The 13107-nt window shown below is 43.4% G+C and carries 11 protein-coding genes; 2 read left to right on the top strand and 9 right to left on the bottom strand.

Annotated features, from left to right (window positions below):
* Nucleotides 1–48: 48 nt before the first annotated feature.
* The 4 genes from JMX96_RS09080 to JMX96_RS09065 all read right to left on the bottom strand — a co-directional run bounded on the left by JMX96_RS09080 (nt 49) and on the right by JMX96_RS09065 (nt 5259).
* Nucleotides 49–288: a DUF2789 domain-containing protein gene (locus JMX96_RS09080; protein WP_160022359.1), complete on the bottom strand. Its 240-nt coding sequence runs from the start codon at nt 286–288 to the stop codon at nt 49–51.
* Between the two features lie 302 nt (nt 289–590).
* Nucleotides 591–1574 (bottom strand): malate dehydrogenase, encoded by a 984-nt coding sequence (locus JMX96_RS09075; RefSeq protein ID WP_261863010.1) that lies wholly within the window; start codon nt 1572–1574, stop codon nt 591–593.
* 417 nt (nt 1575–1991) lie between these two features.
* Entirely contained in the window at nt 1992–2114 is a 123-nt protein-coding gene (locus JMX96_RS13740; protein ID WP_413786741.1) for a LasU family protein, read from the bottom strand.
* Nucleotides 2115–3126: 1012 nt separating this feature from the next.
* Nucleotides 3127–5259, bottom strand: a complete 2133-nt coding sequence (locus JMX96_RS09065) for a lytic transglycosylase domain-containing protein (protein ID WP_201568740.1) — start codon at nt 5257–5259, stop codon at nt 3127–3129.
* Nucleotides 5260–5606: 347 nt separating this feature from the next.
* On the opposite strand from JMX96_RS09065, the gene miaB reads away from it, so the two are divergent.
* Nucleotides 5607–7100 carry a tRNA (N6-isopentenyl adenosine(37)-C2)-methylthiotransferase MiaB gene (miaB, locus tag JMX96_RS09060; protein WP_201568739.1) on the top strand — a complete coding sequence of 498 codons (1494 nt, stop codon included), beginning with the start codon at nt 5607–5609 and terminating at the stop codon, nt 7098–7100.
* A 101-nt stretch (nt 7101–7201) separates the two neighbouring features.
* On the opposite strand, the gene JMX96_RS09055 is transcribed toward miaB, so the two are convergent.
* From JMX96_RS09055 to JMX96_RS09035, 5 genes are all read right to left on the bottom strand, one after another.
* Nucleotides 7202–7438: a hypothetical protein gene (locus tag JMX96_RS09055; protein ID WP_227676999.1), complete on the bottom strand. Its 237-nt coding sequence runs from the start codon at nt 7436–7438 to the stop codon at nt 7202–7204.
* A 150-nt stretch (nt 7439–7588) separates the two neighbouring features.
* A complete protein-coding gene (locus tag JMX96_RS09050) occupies nt 7589–8803 on the bottom strand; it encodes an RtcB family protein (protein ID WP_201568738.1) in 1215 nt (404 codons plus the stop codon).
* Between the two features lie 781 nt (nt 8804–9584).
* Complete coding sequence (locus tag JMX96_RS09045) at nt 9585–10313, bottom strand: LysE family translocator (protein ID WP_201568737.1); 729 nt, start codon at nt 10311–10313, stop codon at nt 9585–9587.
* A 170-nt stretch (nt 10314–10483) separates the two neighbouring features.
* The gene (argE, locus tag JMX96_RS09040; RefSeq protein ID WP_227676998.1) at nt 10484–11752 is read right to left on the bottom strand and encodes an acetylornithine deacetylase; all 1269 of its coding nucleotides are present in this window, start codon (nt 11750–11752) and stop codon (nt 10484–10486) included.
* Between the two features lie 48 nt (nt 11753–11800).
* Nucleotides 11801–12454, bottom strand: a complete 654-nt coding sequence (locus tag JMX96_RS09035) for a UPF0149 family protein (protein ID WP_057761477.1) — start codon at nt 12452–12454, stop codon at nt 11801–11803.
* Between the two features lie 212 nt (nt 12455–12666).
* Between JMX96_RS09035 and JMX96_RS09030 the strand changes: the two genes are divergently transcribed.
* Nucleotides 12667–13107 (top strand): hypothetical protein, encoded by a 441-nt coding sequence (locus JMX96_RS09030; protein WP_201568736.1) that lies wholly within the window; start codon nt 12667–12669, stop codon nt 13105–13107.

Below are 13107 nucleotides of genomic sequence, written 5' to 3'. Positions count from 1 at the left end.
ACCCCGCGTTATTAAGACTATCGCGGGGTTTTTTATGTCTATAAGTCTTTATGCGTCAGGATGCAAACGAACATTTAACTCATCAATGGTTTCTACCCATGCTGCATCTTTTTGCCATTCTTCTTGTAAGAACATACGCTGATTATCTGTCCAAATGCTAGCCTCTGTCAGTTTTTCTTCGCTAGCTAGTTGGTTTTCTGCGATAAAATTATCGATTGCTTCATCAGAGCTGTCTAGGCCTAACTGAGCAAATAACTCATTCATACTATATTCTGGTTCACCCAACATAACTTTCTCCTTAAATGGTACGAATAGGATCGTACTTATTGTTTAATGTGCTTATTATTCAAATTGACATATTCATTGTAGCAAGCTTTATTTTAATAGCTGTTAATCAACGTTTATCTAACGTTATCAATTGTATTGACGCTAAACTGCTTTTATCCATTTAAAATAGTGACATAAATTATTTTCGCTCACTCATTTCTTATATTTCTTATAGACACAAAAAAGCCCTCATATTCCAGAGGGCTTTTCATACTACTTATCTCTACTACTTGAATCATAGCTTACTGGATAGCAGCTTAGATTTACGGTAGTAAATGTGCTACTGCATCACGCTCTTCACTAAGTTCTTGCTCAGTGGCAGCCATTTTCTCTTTCGAAAAGTCTGATGATACATCAACGCCGTCTACGATAGACCAGTCGCCGTTAGTGCATGTGCATGGGAATGAGTAGATCAAACCTTCAGCAATACCGTATTCACCGTTTGAGTAAACGCCCATAGATACCCAATCGTTCTCATCAGTACCTAGTGCCCACGTACGCATGTGTGCGATAGCAGCGTTGGCAGCAGAAGCCGCAGATGATGCACCGCGAGCTTTGATAATTGCAGCACCGCGCTGTTGTACTTCTGGGATATAAGTCGCTTCGTACCATTCGCGATCAACTAAATCTAGCGCAGGCTTGCCGTTTACTGTACAAGTAGTTAGATCTGGATACTGAGTTGACGAATGGTTGCCCCAGATGATCATTTTTTTCACGTCATTTACAGTGCTGTCAGTCTTGCCAGCTAACTGTGCCATAGCACGGTTATGGTCTAGACGAGTCATTGCAGTGAAGTTGCGTGGATCAAGATCTGGCGCATTGCGCTGAGCGATAAGTGCGTTCGTGTTGGCAGGGTTACCGACTACCAATACTTTTACATCACGGCTAGCGACTTCGTTCAATGCTTTACCTTGTGCTGAGAAGATCGCAGCGTTGGCTTCTAGCAAATCTTTACGCTCCATACCTGGGCCACGAGGACGTGCACCAACCAGTAAAGCATAATCGATATCTTTGAATGCGACATTAGCATCGTCAGTTTGGACGATACCAGCCAACAATGGGAATGCACAGTCTTCTAGTTCCATGACCACACCCTTTAGGGCGTCAAGAGCTGGCGTAATTTCAAGTAATTGCAAAATAACTGGCTGATCTTTACCTAGCATCTCGCCAGATGCAATACGAAATAGCATCGCGTAGCTGATATTACCAGCGGCACCAGTGACGGCAACACGTAAAGGCTGTTTCATTGACATTGAATACTCCCTAATTAATTATTAGATAATTCTAATGAACGATTATCATTTTAGATATCGACTTGTTTGCCGCATAGCAGCATGTATAAACCGAGAGCTAGTGTAGCACTTCATCGCAGTGACCGTCTAGATACAGTCATAGACCCGTCAGGGATTATATTGTTACATTTTATACGAGAGGAGTTCTACAGAGGCTAAGCGCTTACGGATAAAGCGCTAGAGGGTTTTAGCACATGATAATTAAAGCACACTTTCACTGTGTTATACGTAGATATAATGGTCAAAATAGGCAATGTGCACCATCAAATTCGATTAAGTGAAATGAAAAACGGTATCGAAAAGGAAGTTTAAGCAGGTAACTAAGTAAAGACTATCGTCCACCTGAAATGATAAATTTACTGCCACAGCTGTCTACAACGTCATGACAAGTACCAAAGTCACTACCTTCATAACACACATGTATATCAGTAAGTATCGATTGGCGACGGCTACCTTCTTGACAGATGAGGTCCACGCTATTGGAAGACATACCACTATTGAGACGGGTCATTTGACTGATAAATCGTGATTTGGAAACGGTATAACTATTACCCGTATTTAACTCGTTCGGTAGTTTTAATCCACCTGCATAGTTAGTAATCTGTCGAAAGTAACTGCTGGCGCTAAGCGGACTACAAGCTCCATAACGTTGCCACGTTTGGCTACGTACCGTTGTGTCAGGCATGATGCGGTTGACGACTTTTAGTTGTAGCGGGGTAAGGCGTGGCTCACTACCACGACCGCATCGTTCGCCATATCCCATATCTAGACCAGATACGGTTAACGAGTATCCTTCTAAACACTGACGCATACGTGCCCGCGTTGGCTGCATATTACATAATGCTGGGGTCATCTCAATCATCAATACGCGCTGACCAGTCTTAACCGTGTTAGCCGCCTGTGCTGGTAGCAGTACAACACCTTGTATAAGCAGTAAAGCGCCGAAGCTCATCGTTGCTTTAATACTACCTACACTGTGTTTGCTAGCCAAATCTGCACGCAATCGCATCATAGAGTTAGCAGCCTTGTTGCTTGCGTTTGTATCTGTCTTTGTATTTGCCTTCGATAAAAAGCATATCCGATTAGATAACGAATATTTGGTTTTTGGCGACGTAGACAGACTAAAATATTTTTTGATCATAGGACTGAAGGCAGTTAGTTAGCAATGATAAGACATAGGCTATAACTTAAATCATTAGACGCGATACATAAAACACGCATTGACCTAAGAACAAGACTGAAAAATAGGGTTTCCCATTAAGGCAATGGTAACAAAACGTTTTTTTTAATCTATAGCAAAAACGTAAACGTTGACGACATCGTCAGGAAGCTCGATAAATGTTGATAAAGCACTGAAGGATAACGGCCGTGAAATTTACCTTAGTCAGATGAGTGCTACTTTGGCAAATCAGAGTTGATCAATTGACAATTAGCAAAGCAAATTAGCAGATAAAAATAAACCACTAACAATAAATCATTAGTGGTTTATCAAATACCAGTTCAGTGATTAAAATCCAGCTGGCACCGTACCCATACGCTGAGTAATCGGCTGACCACGACCCAATAGACTGCTATAAATAGTGGCGTTTTCCATTACGTGTTTGACATAATTACGTGTCTCAGGAAATGCAATCGACTCTACATACTGATCTGCGGCAAGTGAACCATAAACTGGCTGCCAACGTTTGGCATTATTAGGACCAGCGTTATAGCCTGCGGTTGCCAATACTGGTTGATAATTGAGTTTGCCCAAGATATCACCCATATACCACGTACCATAGCGGATATTGGTATCACCGCTGTTAGTACGGCTCGCACTATACGTCTCGCCTAGGTTACGAGCGATATATTTTGCAGTATCAGGCATAACTTGCATCAGTCCACTCGCACCCACGTTTGAGCGTGCTGAAGTCACAAAGCGACTCTCTTGACGCATAATACCGTACGCCCATGCTGGATCAATACCTGCTGCCTCACTATAACGTACGACTGCGCTTTGATGCGGCATCGGATGCGAAAGTGCTAAGCTATCCACTCTATCAGTATTATCAACCGCATAAATCGCTCGATCGAGCCAGCCCATGTCATAGGCTTGACGAGCAGCGGCAATAATCAAATTGTCATCACGATTGTCACGAGCTTGCTTTACAGCCCAGTTCCACTCACGGTTGGCATAAGCACGACTAGCTTCAGAGTTGTACAGTGCAAACGCACGGGCAAAGTTGGCATCTTGCATGACGCGCGCGCGGTCAGCGGTACTGACATTAGGCAAATTACTACCGCCTAAACGGCTAGCATCAAAACGCTGCCCTATTTTATCTTTTGCCATTAGACCGTAATAGTCATTACTTTTTGCTAGGTTTTGATACATTTTTTTAGACGTATTGCGCTTGCTACTATCGCTTGACTGCTCATACGCACGAGCTAGCCAATACTGCCACTGGGCTTCTTTTTGCGTTTCGCCATCCATTTTTGAGATAGCTTCTACCACGTCATCCCAACGACCGAAGCGAATCGCCGCCATAGCGTAATCTTCAGCTTCTTCAAAATTAAAATCATTGTCCAAACTGTTGCGGAACCAATCCACTGCTTCAGCGTTAAAGCCATCGTCAGTGTTGTGGTTCATACGCTGTACGCCAAGCGTACGATAAGCATAGCGTCGGGTTTCGTCATTCAACAATCTGACCGCGCGCTGATTGTCTTGTTTGATATCAAAATCTAACTGTAGCGCCGCCTCACGATAAGACTTGTCAGCCATACGGCCGATTGCGTACATATATAGGTATTGATTGGTTTGGCTAGCAGGCTCACGACCAAAACGGCTAAAGAAAGAAGACGGATTTAGCTGAATTTCACTGAGCGCCGAATAAGCAATTGGCGTACCAAGACGTGAGGACAATGCCATAATATCACCAGTCTTGCCTTTACGTAGCATACGCTTGAGACGAGCCGCACGATCTTGATTACTAATTAGCGCGTTGTTGTTCATCTCCATCGCTAGCTGATCGCACAATGCTGGTTGCTTTTTGGTGGTCAGCCACACATCAGATTTGGCTGCCATAGCACGCATGGTGTCACCGCCATTATTAAACCCAAGCGCAACCGCACAGCGCTCACTGGCATCCGCATTGGTAATCAAATTGGCTACCTGTCTGACAGAGGCGTAGTCATTCGATCCTGCCTTGGTCTCCGCAAAATCCGCAACCAATTTCTCAGCCATCACTGTGTCTGGATACTGACGCACAAACTGCGAGACCGCCGCTGAACTCTGTGAATTGAGATCTAGATTCATACGCCAATAGGTCGGATACATCGCAAACAAGCCGCCGCTCATGACTTGCTCATAGTTATAGAGCGCACTCACATCACCGCGGTCTGCGGCGATAGCGGCTGCCATAAATGAGTCGATACTACTGTCTTGCTGATAATCTTGTTGATAGTTACTTTCTTGTTGGTAGCTTTCCTCATCGCCCCACGTCAACTCGGCACAAGCGACTTGTGACACACCAAGTGCACTTACCGCTGTTGCCACGCTCAACGCGCTCAACCGTAGCGTACCTACTGTGATTCGCTTTGACGCGTGTTTTTGACTGATAGACTCTTCATCCTTGATGCTATGCGCAACACGCAACTTTGTCATACTGACTCTCTTTATGATATCTCTACAAATATGTGAATAACGGTTCGCTAAGTACCGCCAAGGGTATAGCAATCATCATACTATACTCATTGTGCTTTCAACTATCTCCTTTACCTTTTGTTAATAAATAGGACAGCACGGTGTAACATAGAAGTGATAACGAGCCGCAGTTTTTATGAATAGTAATATGAACGCCAGTAAATAATTGATACTGCTATGAATTATTTATCATATTGATACCTCATCGCTCGTGCTAATTTTTCACATTGGCACAGGGTTGTGATAAAATACGCCACCTGTTAATCGGCTACTCCGCTATATTTTTGGTCAATCATGGACTTATCCTTATGAGTGTTACTGTATTCAATCCCCGCATCGATGACGATGCTGTTGCTGAGACGACTGTCACCGCACGTGCTGTCACTGCACTCAAAGAAGCAAGTTCAGCCCAAGCGCCCGTTGAAAAAGCAGCGACAAAAAAGGTCTTTGTCACGACCCAAGGCTGTCAGATGAATGTCTATGACTCTGGCAAAATGCTAGACGTGCTAGGCGACTCACATGGTATGGAAGTCACTCATGATATCGATGAGGCCGACGTACTATTGATGAACACCTGCTCTATCCGCGAAAAAGCGCAAGAAAAAGTCTTTTCAGAATTGGGTCGCTGGCGCAAACTAAAAGAAAAACGCCCTGACCTCGTCATTGGCGTCGGTGGTTGCGTCGCTTCACAAGAAGGCGATAACATTCAAAAGCGTGCGCCTTATGTCGATATGGTATTTGGCCCGCAAACCTTGCATCGCCTGCCAGAGCTGTATGATCAATCAAATGAACAACGTGAAATCGCACCTAAAAACCGTATCGGTACGATTGATGTGTCATTCCCTAGCATTGAGAAGTTTGACTTTTTGCCTGAGCCAAGAGTAGAAGGCTACAAAGCCTTTGTCTCTATTATGGAAGGTTGCTCAAAATATTGCTCATTCTGCGTGGTGCCTTATACGCGTGGTGAAGAATTATCGCGTCCACTTGACGATGTATTGGCTGAGATTGATAGCCTTGCCGCTCAAGGTATCCGTGAAATTAACCTATTGGGTCAAAACGTCAACGGCTATCGCGGCGAAAAAGACGATGGCAGCATTTGCCGTTTCGCTGAACTATTGCACTATGTCTCGCATGTTGATGGTGTCGAGCGTATTCGCTATACGACTAGCCATCCGCTAGAGTTCACTGATGACATCATTGATGCATATGCACAATTACCAGAGCTGGTATCACACTTACATCTACCGGTTCAGAGTGGCTCAAACGCTATCTTGGCAGCGATGAAACGTAACCATACAATCGACGTTTATATTAATCAGATTAATAAGCTAAAAGCCATTCGTCCAGATATTCATTTATCGAGCGACTTTATCATTGGCTTCCCTGGTGAAACCGATCAAGACTTCCAAGATACCTTAAACTTGGCGAAAGAGTTGAACTTCGATCACTCTTACAGCTTTATCTACTCTAAGCGCCCAGGCACGCCAGCCGCTGAGTTGCCAGATGATGTAAGCTTCACGACCAAAAAAGATCGCTTGGCTGAATTTCAGAAAGTCATCATTGACTCAACGCTAGCGAAAACGCATGAGATGGTCGGCACCACTACTCGCGTCTTGGTTGAACAAGTTGCCAATCGTCATCCTGACTGCTTAATCGGTACAGCAGATAACACTCGTACCGTTATGTTCCCTCATGATGTCGAGAAAATGGATGAGCTGTTGGGTAAACTTGTGAGTGTACGTATTACTGATTTCGTCAGTCCGCATATGGTAAAAGGTGAGCTAATCGAAGTATTGGCATAGTGGTTAAGGTAACAATGGTTAAGTTATAAATTTGAGTAAGAATAAAAAAGCCATTCACTATAATAGCGAATGGCTTTTTTGTGCGTGAATGTTAACTACCACTATTCTAATAACCAATCCGTCTTCCGTAACTGCTGCTTGGTCTCACGGCGACGTTTTTTTCGAACAATATCGATATCTTCTTTCTCATGAATACCACCTTTTCTTAACAGTGGATCCAGAGCCAAATAGTTGCGCGGCTTGACTGTACTTAGTGAGTGCTGTGTACCTGTTTCAGCTTGCTGCTCTAACTGCCGTTCAATCTGTTTGGCCTTTTTTAAGGTTTGTTTTAAGCTCATGTTTTTACCTATATTTTTAATAGCTCTAAATCTGTTTTATATATCCGAATGACAGCATAGTGAGGTCACGACTAGGAAATCGAGCGCAAATAGTACACTTAGTACATTTAGCTCGATTGACACCGTCATGACTCGCTATGTTTTTATTCGTTAGCCTTTAATACACATGACCTGCTTAAGCGTATGCACCACCTCAACCAAATCCGTTTGATTGGCCATCACTTCATCGATGTCTTTATAAGCGCCGGGTATCTCATCGATGACGCCTTTATCTTTGCGACACTCGACGCCATCCGTCTGCGCTTTTAGCTCATCGATAGTGAACGCTCGCATAGCTTTACCACGGCTCATCTGTCGTCCTGCCCCATGTGAGCAAGAACAAAACGACTCTGCCGCGCCTAGACCACGTACGATAAAAGACTTTGCGCCCATAGAGCCTGGAATAATACCAAGCTCACCTGCATAAGCACTGATCGCGCCTTTACGCGTCACATAGACTTGCTCACCGAAATGTACCTCTTCATTGACATAGTTATGATGACAATTGATGGCTTCTTTGGTCAGCTGAAACCGTGGTAATCCCGCTTGTGGCGACTGTAATGACTTAATGACGAGACGCATCATCTCGCGGCGGTTCTCTAACGCGTAGTCCTGCGCCCAGCCTACTGCTTCGACATAATCGGCAAAGCTATCAGACCCTTCAGCAAAGTAAGACAAATCTCGATCTGGCACATGACCAAAGCGCGATTGACGCTCTTTTTTGGCAAGGTTAATGAAATAGCGACCGATACAATTACCGATGCCGCGACTGCCAGAATGCAGCATTACCCAGACATCACTGTTTTCATCCAAGCACAGCTCAATAAAGTGATTACCACCGCCCAATGTACCCAACTGCTTTGCCCACGTACGCTCAAAACCTTTAAGCATTTTGAGTAAACCTGGGTGTTTATCAGTAATCGGTTTTAGGCGTTTACCTAGTGGATCAAGCGTTGAATTTTTGGCTTGGATTTGCTTATGCATATTGAAACCCACAGGCACTTGTTGCTCCACTACCAAGCGTAACGACCTTAAGCTATCAGGCAGATCACTTGCGGTTAGGGATAAGCGCACGGCGTTCATACCGCAGCCAATGTCTACCCCAACTGCGGCAGGAATGATGGCTGACTTGGTCGGTATCACGCTACCAACTGTAGCGCCTTTGCCAACGTGCACATCGGGCATCACTGCAATGTGTGAATGTACAAACTCTAGCTGGGCTAAATTGCGTAACTGCTGCATCGCACCTTGCTCAACATCCGAGGTATAAATTTTGACTGGTACACCGTGTTTACGATTTTCGTTTAATACTAATTGAATGCTCATAACTTGTTATTTCCATTTTGTTATTTTATAACCATGCATTTTTTATAATTACCGGTTTTTATAATTTTTAGACATTACTTATATATCTCAATTAAACGCAACGTTTAATAAGAAATGAAGTTATAAAATTTAGGCGATAAAAAACCGTATTCTTATTAATTAAAAAATCAATAAAAATGCATGGTTAATTTATTATGGACATTTTAAAGAAATATAATATAGATCAAAACCGTCGGCCACAGCGTAAATATTATACGCATAGAAAAGCTTTAACTAAATCATAGCCTGAGTCGCTTTATTAGCAATAACGGTAAAGAAAAACGTTAGGTAAACAGATAACAGCAAGCGCAATATGGCTTAGCACAATCGCAGAGCACATTTGGCACAGTAGACCTAGAAAAGAGATAGCGCAAGTAGATACAGAAGGCTATTCGTTGATATCGATAGATGGGATATCACTCAATAGCTTATATAAAAATTTAGCCAAACCTTTTCGAAGGTGTCATTGCTGTCATGTGGTTTACATATTCAATCTTTAAAAACGTCTTGGTAGTTAAATAGGACACGATGATTCCTCCATAGGTTATGGCCAATGTCAGGGTGACAATAGCAGGTTAATTGAAGTGATTTTTCGCTTATGAAAGATAAACGATATAAATCAATGAACCAATAATAACGATTTAAAAATTAAAGTCAATAATTAATTTTGACTTGTATATAAAATGATTTAATAAACGTGTATTTAATTAATCACTTTAATTTAAAATCGTATCGGTAGTTTTTAAGCTATAAAACTATTTATCACTTCAGCCAATAGGGCAGCAGCGATAATTATAAATATCACCCCGCAACCACGATTGAGCCAGGCTAAGCGATTACCCACATCGAGCCAACTTGCTAGCTTTTTGCCGCCTAGCGTATATACGATTTGCCAAATCGTTTCACTCAAAAACAAGCCGATGGTCAATAGGACGTATTGTGGCCATAGTGGCGCGCTGAAATTGATAAATTTAGGGAAAAAGGCCGCAAAGAACAAGATAGCTTTTGGATTGGATAGTGACACCCAAACCCCCGTACGAAACAAAATCAGGTTACTTGGCGCTGTTTTCACGGCAGCACTAGAGAGTGAGCGTGACGACGGTGTGGCAGCCACACCTTCAGAGACAGGATAATCAGCTGCCACCTCAGCACTCAACTCACGAGCATCGCTCATCAAGCTACCGTCACCAGCATCGCGCCATGAGCTGATACCCAAATAAATCAAGTATGCCGCGCCCACGGCTTTGATGATCGTCAACAGCCAAGGTGACTGGCGACTGATCACATCGAGCCCAAGTAGAGTCGATAGCAGCAATACAAACAAGCCAAGACTCAGGCCTGCCAGCGTCCACAGCGTTCGTTTTACGCCATAGTTCATGCCATACTGAAATGCCAGTAGCATATTAGGACCAGGGGTCGCTGAGATAAAAAACGTACTTGCGAAAAACACTGCAAACAGATGCCAAGACATCAACCCACCCCTACTTTGTCATGTGTAAATGGTTCTAATACGAACGGCTATACGACTTAAATATGCGACTAAAAAATAAACACCGCCATTAAGACGGTGTCACTTATACCTATATATCAAAAAAGTCTCGCAAAAATTCTTAAAGGAACGACACGCCTTTTTCTGAATAATTATGACTGCATGGACGGCTGAGTCGTACAGCTATCTAATAGCTTCTTTAAAAACGCATCGCAGCGTTCAATTTCACTAAGCTCCACATATTCATCCGCTTTGTGCGCCTGTTCAATACTACCAGGGCCACAAATAATCGTTGGGATGCCTGCATTGGTAAACTGACCGCCTTCAGTCGCATAAGCCACTTTATGACGCTCATCATCTCCTGTCAGCGCAGCGATTAACGATTGTAGCTCAGCACTATCGTCATCTGTCATTGCTGGGACGCTTTCTTCTTGCATCAGCTCAATACCAGTCTCTGGCGCGCGTGCTTGCATTTGAGCATTTAGCTCAGCAACTTTGGCTCGAATGGGCGCTAGTATATCGTCTTGCTTCATGTGCGGCAGGTTACGATAGTCAAAAGTAAACTCGCACAAGTTGGGTACGATATTGGTCGCTGTACCACCATGGATGGTACCTACTGACAATGTCGAATAAGGAACTGTAAATAACGCATCGTTATCATCACGAGTACTCAGCTCTTCAGCAAGCGTATCTACATAGCCAACCAATCTGCTAGCGTAGCTAATAGCATTGACACCTTGTGCAATCAGTGACGAATGCGCCGACTTGCCATGTACACGGCAACGATAAACTGCGATGCCTTTGTGTGCAACTACCATGGTCATGTTAGTTGGCTCACCGACGATACAATAATCAGGCGTGATACCACGTGCTTTTAGGTCTGCCAAAATCAATGGCGCACCCAAACAACCAACCTCTTCATCGAACGATAATGCCAAATGCAACGGACGACGTAGCTGACCATTGGTCGATAACTGCACGGCTTGCGGCAATACCGTAAGCGCACAAGCGATAAAGCCCTTCATGTCACATGCACCGCGACCATATAGCTTATCACCGCGTATCGTCGCCGTAAACGGCTCTGAAGACCATGCTTGTCCATCAACTGGCACAACGTCAGTGTGACCCGATAAGACCAGACCATGATTGACGATATCGGCATTTTCGCCAGCGGGTACAGTCACAAACAAGTTAGCTTTGGTTTTAGCTTCATTAAAGGTCAAATCTACCGTCAAACCTAACTGGTCACAGTACGACTTTACATCGTTAATCAAAGCCAAATTAGAATGGCGACTGACCGTATCAAAGGCGATGAGACGTGTTAGCCAATCTAGGCTTTGAGTAGGATGTTCGACACTTTTCAGCTGGACAGCGCTGCTGCTATCCACATTATCGCTATTACTACTGTTATTTTGGATCATAAAATATCCTTACTACAATTTTCAGAACTATGATGTGTCAGAGCTGCCTTACGATGGATTGTTATGATTCATCACATCAACCACTGGCGGCATTGGTTTTGGTAGCTTACCTTCTGCCTGTAGCTCTTTGGTTGTTTTGGCATCGATAGACAAACCCGCTATGAGCGCGATATCTTTGACAGCCTTACGTTTACGCGTAGCAAAGCTTACGGGTACCATGCGAGCAAATTCATAGATATAAAGATAAGACTCTTCACCACCTTCAAAATCTTCATCATCTTCGAGACGAATTGCGCCAATCTTAGCCAAATCAGATAGCATCTCGTTTTCTTCACTGGTCAAACCGCAATCAGTAATACCAAAACCAGTCATAAAACCGTTTGCCCACTGTTTCAACGCCATCACGCGCTCGTATAAATCATGTTCATCATCTGGGATGAGCGGCATATACGCGTAGGCATCATCTTTGTCTTTTAGCTGAAACACGATGTCTTCCGCTTCTTCTGTCAGCAAGGTCAATGCAGGCTCTGGTAATGGGGCAAAGCTGAGCTCTTCAAACACCTTAGCCCAAGTTGCTTCGTCAGGCGCATTACAAGCCGTCATAAGCCCTGTCATCATGCCATGCACTTCGCTGATAGACACGTCAGTCCAGTCATCAAACGCAGTCAGCCAAGTATTCCAGCCAGAGATATTATCATTCATAATAGATGTCCTAGTAATTGATTACTGCTCATAAAATAAAAATAGTCGCGATAAAATGTCATAGACAAGTCATCGATAAATAAAAGTGAAAACACAAAGCCTGATGCTTGTAATTACTTTGTTGATATAGATATTATGCGGTCACCTATGGCATTATTAAATGCAGCGAACAAAATTCATTCACGCTTACTTGTTAAGGATAAAAACTGACTATGTATGATCAACTTAGAATATTAGAAAAAATGGTACTCGACATCAAAAAACAGTATCAGCTTGTCAGTGCTGAACTTAGCAGCTTAAAACAACACCCTGTTACTGATTCAAAAGAATTTGCCGCACTAAAAACCCAATTAGACAACAGCCATAACGAACGTGACGGTGCCAAAAAACAACTGAACGATCTCGATAAGCGCTATCAGAGTCTTGCAGAAGCGCACCATATGATCGGTGAAGAACAAGACAAACTGCAAAAACAAATCAGCCAATTACAACAACAAAACAGCGAGCTGCAACAACACAATAATGAGCTAAAGCAGCAGTATAGCGATATCAAACAACAAAACAGTGAACTACAAAAGAAGAACCAATTGGCAGCCGAGCGTACGCAAGTCGTATTACAACGCCTAACTCGTATCGATCAAGCAGAAGGCTAA

The sequence above is a fragment of the Psychrobacter sp. JCM 18900 genome (assembly GCF_904846625.1).
In the GTDB taxonomy this organism is placed as follows: Bacteria; Pseudomonadota; Gammaproteobacteria; order Pseudomonadales; family Moraxellaceae; genus Psychrobacter.
This window is presented reverse-complemented; position numbering and strand designations above follow the sequence as displayed.